Annotated in this window: 14 protein-coding genes; 8 read left to right on the forward strand and 6 right to left on the reverse strand. The window is 73.2% G+C overall.

All coding sequences use genetic code 11. The features are described from left to right. Positions 1-10: 10 nt before the first annotated feature. The 4 genes from SYYSPA8_RS20085 to SYYSPA8_RS20100 form a co-directional block, all read right to left on the reverse strand. A complete protein-coding gene (locus SYYSPA8_RS20085; protein WP_323448614.1) occupies positions 11-667 on the reverse strand; it encodes an RES family NAD+ phosphorylase in 657 nt (218 codons plus the stop codon). After that, positions 664-1350, reverse strand: a complete 687-nt coding sequence (locus SYYSPA8_RS20090) for a hypothetical protein (protein WP_323448615.1) — start codon at positions 1348-1350, stop codon at positions 664-666. The genes SYYSPA8_RS20085 and SYYSPA8_RS20090 overlap by 4 nt, the downstream gene beginning before the upstream one ends. Next, positions 1347-5096, reverse strand: coding sequence for a CHAT domain-containing protein (locus SYYSPA8_RS20095; RefSeq protein ID WP_323448616.1), 3750 nt, complete (start codon positions 5094-5096; stop codon positions 1347-1349). Before SYYSPA8_RS20095 ends, SYYSPA8_RS20090 begins: the two co-directional genes overlap by 4 nt. 245 nt (positions 5097-5341) lie before the next feature. Further along, positions 5342-6868 (reverse strand): MFS transporter, encoded by a 1527-nt coding sequence (locus SYYSPA8_RS20100; RefSeq protein WP_323448617.1) that lies wholly within the window; start codon positions 6866-6868, stop codon positions 5342-5344. 258 nt (positions 6869-7126) lie between these two features. Between SYYSPA8_RS20100 and SYYSPA8_RS20105 the strand changes: the two genes are divergently transcribed. After that, a complete protein-coding gene (locus SYYSPA8_RS20105; RefSeq protein ID WP_323448618.1) occupies positions 7127-7867 on the forward strand; it encodes a TetR/AcrR family transcriptional regulator C-terminal domain-containing protein in 741 nt (246 codons plus the stop codon). A gap of 24 nt (positions 7868-7891) precedes the next feature. Here SYYSPA8_RS20105 and SYYSPA8_RS20110 read toward each other — a convergent pair whose 3' ends face one another. Next, positions 7892-9052 carry a helix-turn-helix domain-containing protein gene (locus SYYSPA8_RS20110; RefSeq protein WP_323448619.1) on the reverse strand — a complete coding sequence of 387 codons (1161 nt, stop codon included), beginning with the start codon at positions 9050-9052 and terminating at the stop codon, positions 7892-7894. Between the two features lie 317 nt (positions 9053-9369). Here SYYSPA8_RS20110 and SYYSPA8_RS20115 point away from each other — a divergent pair, with 317 nt between their 5' ends. From SYYSPA8_RS20115 to SYYSPA8_RS20135, 5 genes are all read left to right on the forward strand, one after another. Beyond that, complete coding sequence (locus tag SYYSPA8_RS20115) at positions 9370-11703, forward strand: glycosyl hydrolase family 18 protein (protein ID WP_323448620.1); 2334 nt, start codon at positions 9370-9372, stop codon at positions 11701-11703. A gap of 193 nt (positions 11704-11896) precedes the next feature. After that, positions 11897-12646, forward strand: coding sequence for an HNH endonuclease family protein (locus tag SYYSPA8_RS20120; protein WP_323448621.1), 750 nt, complete (start codon positions 11897-11899; stop codon positions 12644-12646). Between the two features lie 198 nt (positions 12647-12844). Beyond that, positions 12845-13048, forward strand: coding sequence for a hypothetical protein (locus SYYSPA8_RS20125; protein WP_323448820.1), 204 nt, complete (start codon positions 12845-12847; stop codon positions 13046-13048). Between the two features lie 78 nt (positions 13049-13126). Then, entirely contained in the window at positions 13127-13714 is a 588-nt protein-coding gene (locus tag SYYSPA8_RS20130) for an HhH-GPD-type base excision DNA repair protein (RefSeq protein WP_323448622.1), read from the forward strand. Positions 13715-13869: 155 nt separating this feature from the next. Next, a complete protein-coding gene (locus tag SYYSPA8_RS20135) occupies positions 13870-15408 on the forward strand; it encodes a M28 family metallopeptidase (RefSeq protein WP_323448623.1) in 1539 nt (512 codons plus the stop codon). An 84-nt stretch (positions 15409-15492) separates the two neighbouring features. Here SYYSPA8_RS20135 and SYYSPA8_RS20140 read toward each other — a convergent pair whose 3' ends face one another. Then, a complete protein-coding gene (locus SYYSPA8_RS20140) occupies positions 15493-17010 on the reverse strand; it encodes a helicase HerA-like domain-containing protein (RefSeq protein WP_323448624.1) in 1518 nt (505 codons plus the stop codon). 98 nt (positions 17011-17108) lie between these two features. On the opposite strand from SYYSPA8_RS20140, the gene SYYSPA8_RS20145 reads away from it, so the two are divergent. Further along, a complete protein-coding gene (locus SYYSPA8_RS20145) occupies positions 17109-17405 on the forward strand; it encodes a type II toxin-antitoxin system VapB family antitoxin (RefSeq protein WP_323448625.1) in 297 nt (98 codons plus the stop codon). Positions 17406-17533: 128 nt separating this feature from the next. Then, a complete protein-coding gene (locus tag SYYSPA8_RS20150) occupies positions 17534-18172 on the forward strand; it encodes a LytR C-terminal domain-containing protein (RefSeq protein WP_323448626.1) in 639 nt (212 codons plus the stop codon). Positions 18173-18276 lie beyond the last annotated feature (104 nt).

Here is an 18276-nt window from a genome sequence, read left to right on the forward strand (position 1 = left end):
GCCCGCCCGGTCAGGTCCGCATGCCGGGTGGCAGCAGGAACGCCCGCAGCGGGGCGAGCAGCTGGTTGGCCCTCTCGGCCCCCTCGAAGGTCCCGAGGGCGTACGAATCCTCCGGTACGGCCTTCAGCGGCTCGTCCCCGCAGCGGTCGCCGAAGAGCACCAGCGCGTGGTGGGGCCGGTTCCGGCGGGACTGCCAGACCATCCCCTGGGCGTCCGGGGCGTGCCGCCGGATCTCCTGCGCCCAGTAGCGGGTCAGGCCGTAGCGGTCGTCGCCCCCTTCCAGCAGCCAGGTGTCCTGGAAGACGGCGGCCAGGTCGGCCTGCGACACCAGCCGTACCAGCCGCAGGTCCTCGGTGACCCGCGCCTTGGACAGCGACCGGGACGAGGCCGTCACCCAGGGCACCGGGCGCACCCCCGTCTCCCCGTACGGGATGTCCCGCAGCAGGGTCTCGGCGAGCGCCGTCAGCGGCTCGAAGGCCGCGTAGAGGAAGCGGTACCGGTCGTCGTCCGCGCCGTCGAAGCGGCCGCCGCCGACGTGGCGGTGGGAGGGCACCGGGTTGAAGTCGGTGACCGGGCGGCTGGTGGCGTGGCACCGCCACAGCTCGGCACCGGCCGGGAGTACGGTCGTGACCGGCCGCATCGGCACGTCGGGCGGAACCTGCCTCACCACGCCACCTCCCCGCCGTCGGTCAGCGCGCGGGCGGCGGCGGTCAGGGTGTCGTCGGGTACGCGGCCGAGGAGTTCGGCGGGGACACCGGCCAGTTGGACGCTCCTGCCGAGCCACCAGCCGGCCGCGCCCCAGGGGTCCTGGTCGGCGAGGATCATCCGGTTGACGTGCTGTACCACCGGCAGTGGATCCCCGGTGTCGGGGGCGAACTGGAAGTCCGGGTACTGCTCCCGTCCGTCGGTGCCGGTCAGCCGGATCAGCCCGGCGGCGACCGGGTCGGCGGCGCTCACCGGGTCGAGCCGGTCGGATCCGCGCGCGGGCACGGCGAGCAGTTCGCGCCGCAGCTCCCGGAAGAGTTCCGCGCTCGCGTCGGCGAGGGAGGGCCACTCGACCGAGTCCAGCAGCCGCAGCAGCGCAGCGAGTTCGTCCGCGTCGGGCAGGACACTGGTCGTCCCCGCGGTGCGGAACTGGGTGAGCCGCCGGTACAGCTCGCTGCCCGGCGGCAGCGGGTCCAGGCTCACCCGTACCCGCCGCAACGCGATGCGGACCGCGCGGACGTCGCTGCCCGCCGTCCGCAGGGCGCGTACGGCGTCCTGGTAGCGGGCGAACTCGTCGGGAGTGAAAGAGGCATTGATCACGCCCTGGTGGCGGCGCAGCAGTCGCAGCAGGTCGTCGGTTTTCATGAGGTCCGTCCTCGGGTGGGTGCCGGGTTGCCCTGGTGGATGAAGGCGGCCCAGGAGGTGAGGGCCTCGGGCCCGGCCGGGTTGCGCTGGACGGCGGCGAGGAGGGTGCCGTCGAGACCGGGCACGGGGCGCCGGCCGGGGTCGATCATCCACAGCTGGGCGGCGCGCAGCGCGTCCGGCGGGGCGAGCCGTCCGGTGACGAGATGGTGGTGGAGCACGACCATCAGCGCGGCGGACGCGGGGCTGTCGGGGACCTCCCAGCGGGAGCCGATGACGTCGGCGGCGCCGCGCGCGAGCAGGGCGGTGGTGGGGGTCAGGGCCTCGTCGTGGTCGCGGCTGCTCAGGTCCGTCTCGCAGGCGCTGAGCACGATCAGGGGGCCGCTCGCCGGCGGCGGGCCGGGGGGTGTGTCGAGGATGCGGGTGACGGTGAGCCGTCCCGGGCCGGGTGTGCCGTGGGGCGCGGCACTGTCGGATTCGGTGTCGGTGTCGGAGCCGGTGGCGTCGCCGGAGTCGCAGTGCAGCACCGAATCGGTGGGGCGTACGGCGGCGGTCCCGTGGACGGCGAGGTGGAGCAGCGTGGCGGGCGGCTCCGCGCCGGGCCCGGCACCGGGCAGCTGGTCGAGGACGTCCTCGGGGGTGCCGGTGCCGGCGGCGTCCAGTTCGTCGAGGCAGCCGAGGAGCACCGCGCCGGGGTAGAAGGCCCGGTACAGGGAGGCCACTTCGTCCTGCGCCCACAGCAGCTCGCCGCCGGGGTCGGCGACGAGCACGGCCCGCTCGGCCACGGGCATCCGCTCGCGCCGGACGGAACGCAGGAACTCGCTGCCGGAGGCGGCGTACGAGACCACTGCCCGCTCGCACAGATACCGGTAGGGGCGTCCTGCGGTGGCGTCGGTGGCGTCGGCGGCGTCGGCGGGAAGCCGGGCGGCGTGCCAGGGCACGGCGCCGAGGTTGCCGCAGGGGACGAGGACGAGCCGGCGGGGACGCTCCCCGCCGCCGGGCACCGTGCTGTCGGCGCCGGCACCGGACCCGTCCGCCCCGGCACCGGACCCGTCCGCCCCGGTGGCAGACGCGTCCGCCCCCACACCACGCTCCCCGCCGCCGGACCCCCCGGCCCCCCTCTCCCCCACCGGCTCCTCCAGTGCCGCCAGCACCGGGCCGATCACCTCCGCCCCCGCCCAGTCCGCGAGGCCGTCCAGGGCCTCCTCCCAGTGGGCGTGGGCCCGGTGCCAGGCGGCGTTGTCCTCGTTCCGGGCGGCGGAGCGGCGGGCGCCCGCGTCCAGATAGCGTTCGAGGGGGAGCCGTCCGAGCGTGCCGAGGCCCGGCAGCCAGCGGGCCACCGGGTCGGCGTCGGGACGCACCAGGACGGCCAGTCCTTCGGCGGTGCCCTGCCCGGGGACCAGGTAGACCAGGGCGTCCGCGCCCGCGGCCCGCAGTCCTTCGCCCAGTTCCGCCACGCCCGGGCCGTCGAGCAGTTCGCGCAGGGGCTCCCCGTCCCCGTCGGCGCGGCGCAGGGTGTCGAGGGCCCGGCGGCGCAGGGTGCTGGGGATGGCGTTGTCGCCGTCCCAGCCCAGCTGGAGGAGGTGTTCGGCCGCCGCCAGCGGGCTCTGCCCGTCCTCCCCCGGGCCGGGCGCGGAGACGGTGGACCGCCGCAGCAGGGGCCCGGCGTTCGTCCACTGGGCGGCCAGTTCCGGTTCGCCCAGGGCGACGAGTTGTTCCGCGACCCCGGCGGAGGCCGCCGCCGACCGCAGCACCAGCGCCCGCCCGGCCTCCAGGGACTCCACGGCCGGGCCGATGTCCGCCCCGGCCGCCGCCCAGGAGGCGGCGAGCAGGCCCCGGCTCGCGGCGGCCCGCGCGGCTTCCAGGCCGTGTTCGGCGCCGAGTTGCAGCAGGACGTCCTCGGCGAGGATCCGCAGCGATTCCTGGGCGGCGGTGACGGCGGCCGCCGCGTCGCCCCGGTCCGTGTCGCCGCGCTGCCGGTACGCCTCGGCCAGCGACCAGGCCACCTGCTGGGCCGTCTCCGCCACGCTGATCGCGGCCAGCTCCCGGCGGGCCGTCTCCAGCTCCGTGATCCGCTCGTCCAGCAGGGCGGGTTCGCCGGTGGTCCCGTGGACGGTGTGGAGGCAGATCGCGATGAGGTGGCGGGTCCGCGCGTGCTGGCCGGCCACCATCTCGGGGACGGCCAGGACGCGCCGGGCCCGTGCGATCTCCTCGGTGAGCCGTACGGGATCGGGGTCGATCATCGAGGAGAGTCCGAGGCCGGCGAGGCGCCCGAGTTCGAGGAGGGGCCGCAGCGGCGGTGGCACGGATCCCGCCCGGTCCGCCGCCTCCTCCAGGTAGGAGCAGGCCGTACGGATGGAACTCGTCCCGCCGCCGAGGATGGCGAGGGACATGTGGACCTGGCCGAGCAGATAGGAGGTCATGCAGAGGACATCGCTGTCCCCGCCGTCCTGGTGGAGGTCGAGCAGTTCGTCCAGCAGGTCTTCGAGGCGGTCGATGTCGCGGGCCTCGTGGGCCTCGGTCACCTGGAGCTGGTGGTGCAGGACCCGGTTGATCAGGAGCAGATCGGCGATGTTCCGGGAGTCGGGCGCGTTCTCGTGGCCCGCGCCGGGGCTCAGCAGGGAGTCGAGGACGTCCCGGAGCCGGTCGCGGTCGGCGAGGCTGCCGCCGGTGGCGGTGGCCGCGCTGAGCAGTCCGGGTGAGAACAGCTCGGAGACGCGGGCCAGCCGGCCGTCGTCGGCCCGGCCCCCCTTGGCCAGGAGTTCGGCCGCTCCGGCGAGGGCGTCGGGGTCGGCGGAGCGGATACCGAGGGACATCCGTCCCATGGCGGCGATGAGGGTGTCGGCGTCGTCCCGGGGCTGCTCGGTGAGCTGCCGGAGCAGCCCGTCCATGTCGCCGGGGCTGATGACCCCGGGGGCGAACATCTCCATCGTGGCCGCCGCCATCGGGAAGTGCTCCATCATGCCCGCCAGCTGGGCGGGGTCGAACACGGTGTCCGGCGGCGTCTCGCCCCCCATGAGGGAGAGTCCGGCGCTCATCATGGAGACGCCGGGGTCGTACGGGTCGGTCCGCTCGGCCTCCCGGACCAGACCGGTCAGCCGCTCCATCGCGACGGCGCCCCCGCCCGAGGTGATGTCGAGCAGCTGGTCGAAGAAGCGCATCCGGACGGCGACGTCCTCGGGGACCTCGCCGCGGAACCGGTTCAGCAGCGTGCGCAGTTCCGCCATGTCCGCGCGGAGTGCGGAGTCCCCCGACGCCAGGTACTGCACCAGTTCGAAGGCCTGCCGCAGCCGGTCCAGGGTGCCGTCGTGCCCGCCGAGCATGGCGGGGAGCATCAGCAGACCGATGAGGCGGCGGGCGGAGAGCTGCTCCTCGGTCTCGTCGAGGACGCCGGGGGCGCGGGCGGCGCGCATGGCCCGCAGTCCCCGTTCCCGGTCCGCGGGGGCGTGGGGCTCGTCGAGGTAGCGCAGGGCGTACAGGCCGCCGAGGCGGGCGCGGACCAGGGCGAGCCGGGGGTCGTCGCCGGGGGCGCCGGCGTCGGTGAACGCCGATTCCAGTTCCTCCAGTTCGCCGATCAGCCGGTCCCGGTCCGCCGGAGGGGCGGGCGCCGGGGGCGGGTCCCCGTCGGCGCGGGCCGTCCTGGCGTTCCTGATCCACTCGAAGGCCTCGGTCAGGACGGGCGCGGCCCGCTCCAGCAGCTCCTGCCACCCCGTGCCGTCGTGTCGGCTCCGCTCGTTCCCCCGGCTCATGCGTTCCGCTCCCCTGTCGCCGTACCGCCGTGCCCGTCCATCATCGGACCGGCGGGGCCCGTACGGAGGCGAATCGGCGCGCTCGCCGGAATCCGCCCGGAAGACAGCCGGACCGCGACCGCGACCGCGAATCGGAGCGCGACCATGACCGCGAATCGGAGCGGTACGGGCCGCACCCCCGACGCGGCGAGGCCCGTACGGCGCTTTCGCACCGTACGGGCCCCTGTCCGTCCCGCGCCCCCGGCTCAGCCGACGGGAGCGGCTTCCCGGGCGGTCCCCTCCGCCGGGGACGCGGCCTCGGCGGCCGCTTCGGCGGCGGCCGCCCGCTCCTGCTCGCGGCCGCTCATCAGGACCGAGGCGAGGACCGCGGCGACGACCACACCGGCGGCACCGGCCCAGAAGCTGGTGGACATGGCCGAGGTGAAGGCGGACCGGGCGGCCTCGGCGACGGATCCGTCGCCCAGGGCCAGGGCGTCGGCTATGGAGGAACGCGCGCCCTCGGGGGCGGAGTCCATCCGGTCGGTGTAGGTGCCGGAGAGGACCGCGCCGAGGATCGCCACGCCGAGGGCGGCACCGGCCTGCTGGATGGTGTCGTTGAGGGCGGAGCCCACTCCGGCGTGCTCGGTGGGGACCGCGCCCATCAGGGCCGAGATCACGGCGGGCATCGCCAGGCCGCCGCCGGCGCCCATCAGCAGCATCGCGGTGGCGAGCAGGCCCCAGCCGTCGCCCTCGGAGAGGGTCGCCAGGGCGGCGAACCCGGCGGCGATGACGAGGAGTCCGGCGACGGCCATGAAGCGGTTGCCCGTCCGGGGGAGCAGGGCGGCGCCGATGCTGTTGAAGACGATGACCGCGACGGCCATGGGGGCGAAGGCGAAACCGGTCTCGGTGGGGGTGTAGCCCATGACGAACTGGAGGTACTGGGTCAGGATCAGCAGCAGACCGCCGTTGGCGAAGGTCAGCAGGACCAGGGAGAAGCTGGCGCCGGTGAAGGTCTTGTTCCGGAAGAGGGAGAGGGGGACCATCGGCGCGTCGCAGCGCGTCTCCCAGATCGCGAAGCCGGCCAGGGAGGCGACGGCGACGGCCAGGGAGAGCTGGGTGCCGGTGTGGTCCAGGCCGGCCTTGGGCAGCTCGATGATGGTCCAGACGAGGGCGGTCATGCCGGCCATGGAGAGGACCATGCCGACCGGGTCGGCCTTGCGCCAGGGGCCCTTGGACTCCGGCATCAGCACCAGCGCGGCGACGATGGCGAGGATCGCGATCGGCACATTGATCAGGAAGACGACGCCCCAGGAGAAGTGGGCGATGAGCGCGCCGCCGAGGACGGGGCCGCCGACCAGGCCGACCATCGCGACCGCGCTCCACGCGGCGATCGCCTTGGGCCGCTCGTCCTCGTCGAAGACGGTGATGAGGATCGACAGGGTGCTGGGCATGATCAGCGCGCCGCCGATGCCCATCAGGGTGCGGCCGAGGATGAGCTGGTCCGGGCTGGTGGCGTAGGTCGCGAGCACCGAGGCGGCGCCGAAGAGCACCAGTCCGACGATCATCGTCTTCCGGCGGCCGAACTTGTCGGAGAGGCTTCCCGCCGTCAGCAGCAGCCCGGCGAAGACCAGGATGTACGAGTCGATGATCCACTGAATGTCCTGCGCGGTGGCGCCCAGGTCCGCCGTGATGGAGGGGATCGCCACGGTGAGGACCATGTTGTCGATCACCAGGACCAGGGTGCTGAGGCAGAGCACCACCAGGATGAGCCAGCGCCGCGGGTTGCGTTCCATGACCGGACCTTTCGGAGCACGGGGGACAGGGTGACCCGTACACCGTTCGGAACGGTGTGCGGCTCTTCGAACACTGTACGGTCGCCGCACAGTGTTCGCAAGGCCGTACATCGTTCGTTCGCCTGGGTTAGGGTGGTCGTCACGGCGGCACGGAGCACCTCCACGGCCCGCCTCGCAACCACGTCGCAGCACGTCGCACCACGTCGCACCACGTCACGGAGACGCAACGCGTCACGGAGAGAAGAGGAGGGCGGCCCCATGGCAGCCAAGGGCCAGCCGTACCCGTCCGTATGGGCCAGGCCGGAGCGCCGGCGGCGGGAGCAGCCCGCGCTGAGCCGGGAGCAGATCGTGGCCGAGGCGCTCGCCATCCTCGACGCCGAGGGCCTGGAGGCGCTGAGCATGCGCAAGCTGGGCACCCGGCTGAACGCGGGCGCGACCTCCATGTACTCGCACGTCACCAACAAGGACGAGCTGATCGAACTGGTCCTGGACGAGGTGTACGGGGAGATCCGCATCCCGCTGCCCGAGGGCCCCGACGGCTGGCGGGAGGCCGCCCGCTCCAGCGCCCACGCCGTCCGGGCCGCGGTCCTGCGGCACCCGTGGATGGCGTCCGTGCTCGGCGACATCGCCCTGGCCTCGCTGGGGCCGAACGTGCTGCGCATGTCCGAGGACATGCTCACGCTCTTCGAGACCTCCGGCTTCACCCCGGAGCACGCCGGCACGGCGATGAACACGCTCATCGCCTTCGTCATGGGCGGGACCCTGAGCGAGGCCGCCTGGCTGGCCGGCCTCGCCCGCAGCGACCAGGACGAGGAGCAGTGGATGGCCCGGATGATGCCCGCCGCCGAGGCCGCCGTGCTGCCCTACCCCCGGGTGCGCCGGCAGTTCGACGCGCTGAAGGAGACCGGGTCGGAGCAGAGCCGCGGATCGGAGTTCGACCTCGGTCTGGACGTCCTCCTCGACGGCCTGGCGCTGCTGCGCACCCCCGCCGCGGGCTGACCCCACATCCCTGGTGCCGGCGGGTCAGCGCGGCCGGCGGGGGTCGGCGAGGACGCCCCGGCGGGCCGCCTGGAGACCTGCCTGGAGCCGGGTACGGGCGCCGAGGGCATCCATGATCCGGCGCATCCGGCGCTCCACCGTCCGCTGGGCGACCCCCAGCCGGCGGGCGATGGCCCGGTCGGTGAGGCCCGAGGCGGAGAGCGCGAGCAGATGCTCCTCGTCCCCGGAGAGCACGGAAGGACCGGGGGCACAGCCGCCGGCCGCACCCCCGTCGGCGCCCGCGCCCCCGGGCCAGAGCGGCACCGACCGCTGCCACAGCAGCTCGTACAGGATCACCAGCCCTTCCAGCAGCGCGGGCACGTTCAGGACCAGCACGTCCCCCTCGCCCGTCCCGGGCCGCCCCGTGGGCACCAGGGCCGTCCGCCGGTCGGAGACCACCAGGGTCAGCGGCACCTCGGCCAGCACCCGGCTCTCCGCGCCGAGCCGGGCCAGCTCCCGGCAGCGGCCGAGCTGCTCGGGGGTCTCCAGCGAGCCGTGGGCGTAGATCGCGCGGCAGCGCACCCCGCCGGTCAGCAGCTCCCGCTGGGCCGGGCACGGCGCCCGGTCCAGGACGAGGAGTTCGTCCCGGGTGGTCCGCTGGACCCGGGAGAAGCAGCGGTCGACGGCCTCCCGGCCGCTGAGGGTCTCGCACGCCTGCCCCTGCTGGCGCACCGCGCGGAACTCCTGGCCGAGGAGGACCGCCGCGACCCGGGCGCGTTCGATCTCCGCCCGCCGCTGGAGGGCCAGCAGCTCGATCGCGACCTCGGGGGGCGCGGGCGCGTAGCGGGCGGGGCGGCCGGGGGCGCGGGTGAGCAGCCCGCGCCGCTCCAGCGCGCCGGTGCGGCGGCGGACCCGGGCGGTGTCCCAGCCGGTGGCCCCGGCGAGTTCGGCGGCGGTGGCGCGGGGGTGGGCGAGCAGGGCCCGGTAGAGGAACTCCTCGTCGGGCGGGACCCCGAGCGCGCCGAGCCGCTGCCCGGCCCGGTCCGCCCCCGCTCCGATTCCGGTTCCGGCTCCGGCTCCCGTTCCGGTTCCCTTTCCGGTCGCCGGCCGGCCGGGGGCCCGGTCCCGCCGGATCGGTCCCGCCGTGTCCCGGTGTCCGGGCCGTCCGTCCCGGTGGGCGTGTCCGGCCGGTTGACTGTCCGTCATTCCGCCTCTCCCGCCCCGCCGGTTCCGGCCACCGACGCTAGAACGGTAGAGCGGAACCGGGCCGGAGGTACAGACCTTTGCCTGCCACCGAACCCGCCGGGGCCCTGGCGGAATGCCGACAGTGACGGGAACCCCGCGCTCCCGGCGACCGGTGCGCTCCGGCGGCACGCCGTAATTTGGCTGTCATATGCGTGGCGGCGACGGCGGTCCCGTGAGCCCGGGCCCAGAACCGTACCCGCCCTCATCCACAGGAACAGCGCACGCACCACCGCACGGACGAGCACGGTCGCCCACCCCCTACCCCCTCAGGGAGCGCCATGTTCACCCGACGCCCACACCGCGGACCCCACCGACCCGATCGGCCACGGAGCCCCGGCGGCACACGGTCCCGGCGGACACTCGCCACCCTGCTCGCCCTGGCCCTGCTGCCGCTCGCGGCGCTCGCGGGCCTCGCCTCCCCCGCCCAGGCGGCGGGCACGCTCACCGCCGCGTTCACCACCCAGAACAACGGCTCCTGGTGGAAGGGCACGTACACCGTCCGCAACACCGGGACCGCGCCCGTCACCGGCTGGACGCTGGAGTTCGACCTGCCGGCCGGGGTCACGCTCACCGGCCACTACCACGGCGAGGCCACCGTCACCGGCTCCCGGGTGACGGTGAAGAACGCCTACTACAACGCGACCGTCCCGGCGGGCGGCACCACCGAGCCCTGGAGCTACTGGTTCGTCGCGAACGGGCCGATCACCCCGCCCACGCGGTGCACCGTCAACGGCGACAAGTGCGACGGCACCCCCGATGTGCCACCGGGCCCGCCGGGTGCCCCGCAGGCGACCGCCGTCACCGCCCGTACGGTGGCGCTGGCCTGGTCGGCGGCGGTCCCCGGCGACCACCCCGTGGCCTCGTACGAGGTGCTGGACGGCGGCGCCCCGGTCGCGACCGCGAGCACCACGTCCGCGATCGTCACCGGTCTCGCGCCCGCGTCCCGGCACACGTTCACCGTGCGCGCCCGCGATGTCCGGGGCAACACCGGGCCGCCGGGCCCGCCGCTGGCCCTGACGACCGTCGACCCGGCCACCGACCCGGTGCCGCCGTCCGTCCCCCAGGGGCTGCGCGTCACCGCGCGGACCGCCTCGTCGCTCTCCCTGGCGTGGACGGCGTCGGCGGACAACGTCGCGGTCGCGGTGTACGAGGTGTTCCGCTCGGGCGTGCTCGTGGCCACGGTGACCGGCACGTCCGTCACGGTCGACCGGCTGTCGCCCGTGACCTCGTACAGCTTCACGGTCCGCGCCCGGGACACCGCCGACAACGTCTCCGCGCACTCCACCCCGGCCGTCGCCGTCACCGACGACGTCGCCGGGCCGGGGAACCACCACAAGGTCGGCTACTTCATCCAGTGGGGGCTCTACGGCCGCCAGTACTTCGTGAAGAACCTGGACACCTCGGGCTCCGCCGCGAAGCTCGACGTGATCAACTACGCGTTCGAGAACATCGACCCGGTCAATCTGACCTGTCAGGCCGGGGTCACCAAGGGGGTGTCCGGCAACCCCCAGGACCCGGACGAGGGCACCGGCGCGGGCGACGCGGACGCCGACTACGCGCGGCCGATATCGGCGGCCCAGTCCGTCGACGGGGTGGCCGACGACGGCTGGGGCAAGCTCCGGGGCAACTTCAACCAGATCAAGAAGCTCAAGGCCAAGCATCCGCATCTGCGGGTGGTGGTCTCGCTCGGCGGCTGGACCTTCTCCAAGTTCTTCTCGGACGCGGCCGCCACCCCGGCCTCGCGGGAGAAGTTCGTCCGCTCCTGCGTCGACGTCTGGATCAAGGGCAATCTGCCCGTGTACAACGGCGCCGGCGGCCCCGGCACGGGCGCGGGCGTCTTCGACGGCATCGACATCGACTGGGAGTGGCCGGGCGCGGAGGGCCACCCGGGCAACCGCTGGAACGCCGCCGACAAGAACAACCTCACCGCACTGCTCGCGGAGTTCCGACGCCAGCTGGACGAACTGCCCGGCGAGCGGCGGCTGCTGACCGCCTTCACCCCGGCGGATCCGGCCAAGATCCAGGCTGGCTGGGACCTTTCGCGGATCTTCGACTATCTGGACTTCGCCAACGTCCAGGGGTACGACTTCCACGGCTCCGGGAGCGACGACTCCTGGGAGCCCGCGCGCACCGGCCACCAGGCCAATCTCCACCGGGACGCGCAGGACCCGTACCCCTTCGACTTCAGTGTCGAACGGGCCGTCCAGACCTATCTGGACGCCGGGGTCCCGGCACGGAAGCTGACCGTCGGCTTCCCGTTCTACGGGCGTGGCTGGAAGAACGTGGCCAGTGGCGGCACGGCGGCCGGGGAGTGGCAGTCCGCGAACGGCGCGGCCCCGGGACAGTTCCCGACCGAAGCGGGCATCCGCGGCTACCACAATCTGATCACCAGCACGCCGAACATGACCGTCCACCATGACGCCCAGTCGGTGTCCACCTTCGGCTACACCGGCGAGAACGGGCAGTGGTGGAGCTTCGACGACCCCTGGTCGATCGAGCGCAAGACCGCCTGGATCCGGTCTAAGGGCCTGCTTGGCGCGATGATCTGGGAAATGTCGGGAGACACTCCGAATGGCACCCTGATGAACGCTCTGCACACCGGGCTGCCCTAGGACCTGTCGCCGCCGGCGCGTTTCCGGGGTACTCCGGAGCGCGCCGGCCGCCGGGGCGGCGCCCCCGGCCGGCGCCCAAAGCGACACCGTCGTCAACACGGCGCCCGCGCGCACCCCGGAATAGCCACCCGGAGGAGTGAAGAAGGCACCAAAGCAGTACAGCGCCGGGAGCCGTGGACGCTATGAACCGGTCATGACCAGTCATGCGGGGCGGACTCTGGCCGCCCTCTCCCTCGCGCTCGTCCCTCTCTCGCTCTCCCTGTCCGCGCCCGCCCAGGCCGCCCCGGCACCGCCCGCGGCGCCCGCCCCCGCGCCCGTGGCGGCCCCCGCTCCGGCCGCGCCCGCGCCGCCCGCCGAGCCGGCCGAGATCCACCAGCTGGAGGACGCCATCTCGCTGCTGGTGGAGACCGAGGAGGACCGGACGGGGTACACGCCCGCGGCCTTCCGGCACTGGAACGAGGGCCGGGACCCCGCCGACGGCTGCGCCACCGACCGGGAGGTCCTGCTCGCGGAGGCCGTCGACGAGGCCGCGCACTCCGCCGGGTGCGCGGTCACGGGCGGGCGCTGGGTCTCGTACTACGACAACCAGTCGAGCAACCGGGTCTCCAGCATGACCGTGGACCACGTGGTGCCGCTGGCCGAGGCGTGGGGCTCGGGCGCCTCCCAGTGGACGGCGGAGCGCCGGGAGGCCTACGCCAACGACCAGGACTCCCCGGCCACGCTGGCCGCCGTGACCAAGCGGGTCGCGCGGGAGAAGGGCGACCAGGACATCACCCACTGGCTGCCGCCGGAGACCTCGGCGATCTGCCGCTACGTCGGCGACTGGGTGGGCACCAAGCTGCGCTGGGGGCTGACCCCGGACAAGGCGGAGCTGGAGGCGCTGAAGCTGTTCGCGGACAACTCCTGCGAGACGACGATCGTCCGCTTCACCCGCGTTCCCTGATGCACCTGCGTCCACCGACCGACCACCGGTGACCGGTGACCTTTACTGACCGGCGCCGGGCGGAAACCACTCGAACGGGTGAATGCATCCGGCCGAGCGGGATCAGGCGTGACCTCCGGGTCGGCCGACCGGATAGACCGGCTGCCGGAGTCCGCGACAACGACCGTACTCACCGTACAGATGGACGAAGAAGAGGATATGAAGGCGAAAATAGCCCTTACCGCTCTGGGCGCGCTGGCCCTCGGCGCCCTGCTCCCCGCCGCCCCGGCGGCGGCGGACGAGATCCACGAGAACTCCCACAACGGCATCACGCTGATCCACATCGGTCAGATCGATGATCCGCTGGAGGACGTCCTGGAGCACTCGGTGATCCTGAGCAGGGACTCCAGCAGCGACGGCTGACCTTCCGGCCCCCGTCCGCCACCCGGCGGCCGGGGGCCCCGCCGTGCGGCCGGGGCGCGGCCGGGCGACCATCGGACCATGAGCCCCGAGATCCGTCTCGCCCAGCAGCCCGACGCCGACGCGCTGCTCGGCCGCAGCCCGCTCGCCGCGCTGGTGGGGATGCTGCTCGATCAGCAGGTCCCGATGGAATGGGCCTTCTCGGGCCCGTACACGATCGCCCGGCGGATGGGCGAGGACGACCTCGACGCGGCCCGGATCGCCGCGTACGACCCGGAGGCGTTCGCCGGTCTGCTGAAGGAGAAGCCGGCCGTCCACCGCTACCCCGGGAACATGGCCAAGCGGATCCAGGTGCTCTGCCGGTATCTCGTGGACGAGTACGGCGGGGACGCGGCCGCCGTCTGGAACGACGCCCCGGACGGCGCGACCCTGCTGGCCCGCCTCAAGGCGCTGCCGGGCTTCGGCGAGCAGAAGGCGAAGATCTTCCTCGCGCTCCTCGGCAAGCAGTACGGAGTCCACCCCTCCGGCTGGCGCGAGGCGGCGGGCGCCTACGGCGAAAAGGGTTCGTACCGCTCGGCGGCGGACATCACCGGACCGGAATCACTCGCAAAAGTACGCGCGTACAAGCAAGAGATGAAACGCGCGGAAAAGGCTAAAAAGAGCGAGTAGAACGACCGAAATCCGGTCATTGAAGCGGACGTTCCTGCTCCTGGAATGTCAATGACATAAACAAACCCGGGAGTTGGCGCACAGGCGTTCCCCTGGCCGTGCCGATGTCGCTAACTTCCCTTCAACTTGTCTTGTCCACGCCGGGAAGGAACTCTGTGAAGGCATCCCGCCGCAGAGCGGTGGCCACGATGGCCGCCGCCGCACTCGTGACCCCGCTGCTGCTCGCCTCCGCCCCCTCGTCCGCCTCCGGGGCAGCGGCCCAGGACCCGGGACAGCAGGCGAGGAAGCTCGCCCAAAAACTGGTGAAGAGCGCGTCCGTCGACGACGCCCACAAGCATCTGAAGCGCTTCCAGCGGATAGCCGACAGCGCGGGCGGCAACCGCGCCGCCGGCACCATCGGGTACGACGCCTCCGCCGGGTATGTCTACAACCAGCTGAAGAAGTACGGATACGACGTCCGGTACGAGCCGTTCACCTTCCGCTACATCGAGACGCAGGCCGAGAAGCTCTCCGTCCTCTCCCCGACGGCCCGGGACATCGAGATCAACGCGCTCGACTACACCCCGTCGACCCCGGTGGGCGGGATCAGCGCCGACCTCGCGGCGGTGCCCGTGGACGACACCCCCGGCTGCGAGCCCGGCGACTTCGCCTCCGGGACCTTCACCGGGAAGATAGCCCTGATCAAGCGCGGCTCCTGCACCTTCCTCCAGAAGCAGGAGAACGCGGCGGCGGCCGGCGCGGTCGGCGTGATCGTGTGGAACAACGCGCCCGGCGCGATGGGCGGCACCCTCAGCGAGAACACCTCGCCCCGGATCCCCGTCGGCGGGATCACCCAGGCGGAGGGCGAGTCGCTGGCCGCTGCGGCGGCCGCCGGACCGGTGAAGGTCTCCTTCGAGGTCCGCCAGCTCCAGCAGATCCGCACCACCCACAATGTGATCGCCGAGACGAAGCACGGCAACGCGGCCAACACCGTGATGCTCGGCGCCCACCTCGACGGCGCCCAGGAGGGCCCCGGCATCAACGACAACGGCAGCGGCTCCGCCGGTCTGCTGGAGGTCGCCCAGGAGCTGGCCAAGGCCGAGAAGCGGCCCACCAACAAGGTCCGGCTCGCCTGGTGGGGCGCCGAGGAGAGCGGACTGCTCGGCTCCAGGGCGTATGTCGCCGGGCTCAGCTCGCTGGGCAAGAAGGAGATCAAGCTCTATCTGAACTTCGACATGATCGCCTCGCCCAACTACGGCATCTTCGTCTACGACGGGGACAACTCGGACGGCGTGGGCGCGGGCCCCGGCCCCGAGGGCTCGGCCCAGCTGGAGCGCGACATCACGAAGTACCTCGACGGGAAGCGCACCCCGCACGAGGGCACCGACTTCACGGGCCGCTCCGACTACGGTCCGTTCATCGCGGTGGGCATCCCCTCCGGTGGCACCTTCACCGGCGCCGAGGTGATCAAGACGCCCGCCCAGGCGGCGAAGTTCGGCGGCACGGCGGGAGCGCCGTACGACCCGAACTACCACCAGAAGGGCGACGACATCAAGAACATCAGCCTCAAGGCGTTCAAGGTGAACATCGGCGTCATCGCGAACGCGGCGGGCACCTACGCCCACGACATCAGCACCCTGCGCACGCCGGTGGCGAAGTCCGCGCCGACCGTCCAGGGCACGCCGAAGACGGGTCACGCGGAGGCCACCCGCTGATCCCCCGGACGGTGTGACCGGGCCCCGCTCCCGCCTTCCCGGGGAGCGGGGCCCGGCCGCGTCCGGACACCGTCCCGGCGGGCGTCAGCGCCGGCGGCGGGCCGTGCCGAAGAGCGAACGGGTGATCTCCCGGCCCAGCTGGGTGCCGACGGAGCGGGCGAGGGAGCGGAAGACGCCGCTGCCGGCCACCTGCTCCATCAGGGACCGGTCCCGCTCCGGCGGGGGCGGGGCCTCCTGGACCGGCGGTGCCGGGGCCGGGGCGGTCAGCTTCTCGTACGCCGACTCCCGGTCCACGGCCGTCGCGTACCGCGGATACCGGGCCGACGCCGCCACCGCCGCCGCCAGCGCCCCCGCGTCGAGCGGCCCCATCAGCGAGACGGGCGCCCGCAGCCGGACCGCCGCGACCGGCGTCGGCGCCCCGCTCTCGCTCAGCACCGTCACCACCGCCTCCCCCGTACCGAGCCCGGTCAGCACCTCCTCCAGGTCGTACGCCGACCGGGGAAAGGTCCGCACCGTCGCCGTCAGCGCCTTCGCGTCCTCGGGCGTGAAGGCCCGCAGCGCGTGCTGCACCCGGTTGCCCAGCTGGCCGAGCACCTCGGCGGGCACGTCCCGGGGCGTCTGGGTCACGAAGAAGACCCCGACCCCTTTCGAGCGAATCAGCCGCACCGTCTGGGTGATCGACTCCAGGAACGCCTTGCTCGCGCCCGTGAACAGCAGATGCGCCTCGTCCAGGAAGAAGACCAGCTTCGGCTTCTCCACGTCGCCCACCTCGGGCAGATCGTGGAAGAGATCCGCCAGCAGCCACATCAGGAAGGTCGAGAAGAGCCGGGGCCGCTCCCGCACCGCCGACAGCTCCAGCACGGAGACGGTCCCCCGCCCGTCGGCGGCGACCGCCAGCAGCTCCGCCGTGTCGAACTCCGGCTCCCCGAAGAAGGGCGCCGCCCCCTGCTGCTCGAACGCCGTCAGCGAGCGCAGGATCACCCCGGCCGTCGCCGCCGAGAGACCGCCCACGCCCTTCAGCTCCGCCCGCCCCTCGTCCGAGACGAGGAAAGCGACCACCGCCCGCAGATCCTTGAGGTCGATCAGCTCCAGGCCCTTGCTGTCGGCGTAGTGGAAGATCAGCCCCAGCGACTGCTCCTGGGTCGGGTTGAGATCGAGCACCTTGGCCAGCAGGACGGGGCCGAAATCCGTCACCGTCGCCCGGACCGGGACCCCGGGGCCGACGCCCCCGAGCGCGTAGAACTCGCAGGGGAAGCCCTCCGCCACCCACTCCTGCCCCACCGCCGCCGCCCGCTCCGCGACCCGCCCGCCCGGCTCCCCCGGGGCGGCGACCCCGGACAGATCGCCCTTCATGTCGGCGAGGAAGACCGGCACCCCCTGCGCGGACAGCTGCTCGGCGATCAGCTGGAGCGTCTTGGTCTTGCCGGTGCCGGTGGCGCCCGCGACCAGACCGTGCCGGTTGAGCTGCGCCAGCGGAATCCGGACCGGCGCGGCGGGCAGCGGCTCCCCTTCCCACAACAGCGCCCCGAGGTCCAGCGCGGGGCCCGTGAAGGCGTATCCCGAGGCGATATCACGGGCCTGCGGCGGCATGCTCTCGGCCATGAGGAACCCCTGATTCTCCGGGTCTGAGGAGTTTTGCCCAGGATCGCACTCGGTCGTCATGGCTGCGCCCGGACGTCTCTGCCCGGTAGGCTTTCCGTGTGATCTTCAAGCGCATCGGAAACGGACGGCCTTACCCCGACCATGGCCGGGAAAGCACCCGCCAGTGGGCGGATGTCGCGCCGCGCCCGGTCCGCCTCGATCAGCTCGTCACCACCAAGGGCCAGCTCGACCTGGAGACGCTGCTCGCCGAGGACTCCACCTTCTACGGCGACCTCTTCGCGCATGTCGTGAAGTGGCAGGGCGACCTCTATCTGGAGGACGGCCTGCACCGCGCGGTGCGCGCGGCGCTCCAGCAGCGGCAGGTTCTGCACGCCCGGGTGCTGGAGCTGAGCTGAGGAAACGGCCGGCGCCCGCCCCGGCCGGCCCGGCCGACTGACCCTTTCGGGCCCTTTACGGCACCGTACGGACGCAGTCCGCCGATCATCTTGTAGGAACGGGCACCGGGCGGCACTACGCTGCGCCCATGAGCATGCTGACTCCTCCCGGCATGGGCGGAAAGTACCGTGTCACGGGCGATCGGTACCCGAGGATGCGACGCCCCCGCCATCGGCGCAGGATCGTCACGGCGATGACCGTCGGGGCGGTCGTGCTCGGGCTGGCCGGCTGGGGGACCGCACAGCTCGTGGACGTCTACACCGGCGACGACCGCCGCTCCGAGCGGGCCGCCGGCCGCAAGGGCGACTGCAAACCGGTGCCCGCCGCCTCCGCCGCCGGTGCCGCCGGGGCCGCACGGCTCCAGCCCCGGCAGATCACGGTGAACGTCTACAACGCGACCCCGCGCGGCGGACTGGCCAAGTCCGCCGCCGACGAGCTGAAGAAGCGCGGCTTCACGATCGGCAAGGTGGGCAACGCCTCCCCCGCGTACGACAAGAAGGTCAAGCAGGCGGGGGTGCTGGTGGGCTCCCGGGCGGCGGCGACCGGACCGCTGCGGATCCTGGGCACCCAGCTCGCGAACGCGCCGGTCAAGGCGGACGCGCGGAAGACCGCCGACGTGGATCTGATCATCGGTACGGCGTACTCGGCGCTGACGCCGAAGCCGAAGGCCGACGCGGCCCTGGCCGCGCTGGCGAAGCCGGCGCCCGCCGCGAAGGGCAAGTGCTGAACACTCACCGCCGCCAGGGTCTGTCCGACGGATCCTGTCGGGCTCCAGCCTGATCCGTCGGATGGGCCCCTCGGGCACGAAAGAGCGGTCCGGCCCCGGACACC

It is taken from the genome of Streptomyces yaizuensis (assembly GCF_034961445.1).
GTDB classification, from domain to species: domain Bacteria; phylum Actinomycetota; class Actinomycetes; order Streptomycetales; family Streptomycetaceae; genus Streptomyces; species Streptomyces yaizuensis.

Excerpts from the sequence above, each read along its gene's own strand:
- SYYSPA8_RS20090 (WP_323448615.1), bottom strand. The coding sequence starts at position 1,350 with ATGAAAACCGACGACCTGCTGCGACTGCTGCGCCGCCACCAGGGCGTG.
- SYYSPA8_RS20095 (WP_323448616.1), bottom strand. The coding sequence starts at position 5,096 with ATGAGCCGGGGGAACGAGCGGAGCCGACACGACGGCACGGGGTGGCAG.
- SYYSPA8_RS20100 (WP_323448617.1), bottom strand. The coding sequence starts at position 6,868 with ATGGAACGCAACCCGCGGCGCTGGCTCATCCTGGTGGTGCTCTGCCTC.
- SYYSPA8_RS20105 (WP_323448618.1), top strand. The coding sequence starts at position 7,127 with ATGGCAGCCAAGGGCCAGCCGTACCCGTCCGTATGGGCCAGGCCGGAG.
- SYYSPA8_RS20110 (WP_323448619.1), bottom strand. The coding sequence starts at position 9,052 with ATGACGGACAGTCAACCGGCCGGACACGCCCACCGGGACGGACGGCCC.
- SYYSPA8_RS20115 (WP_323448620.1), top strand. The coding sequence starts at position 9,370 with ATGTTCACCCGACGCCCACACCGCGGACCCCACCGACCCGATCGGCCA.
- SYYSPA8_RS20120 (WP_323448621.1), top strand. The coding sequence starts at position 11,897 with ATGACCAGTCATGCGGGGCGGACTCTGGCCGCCCTCTCCCTCGCGCTC.
- SYYSPA8_RS20125 (WP_323448820.1), top strand. The coding sequence starts at position 12,845 with ATGAAGGCGAAAATAGCCCTTACCGCTCTGGGCGCGCTGGCCCTCGGC.
- SYYSPA8_RS20130 (WP_323448622.1), top strand. The coding sequence starts at position 13,127 with ATGAGCCCCGAGATCCGTCTCGCCCAGCAGCCCGACGCCGACGCGCTG.
- SYYSPA8_RS20140 (WP_323448624.1), bottom strand. The coding sequence starts at position 17,010 with ATGGCCGAGAGCATGCCGCCGCAGGCCCGTGATATCGCCTCGGGATAC.
- SYYSPA8_RS20150 (WP_323448626.1), top strand. The coding sequence starts at position 17,534 with ATGAGCATGCTGACTCCTCCCGGCATGGGCGGAAAGTACCGTGTCACG.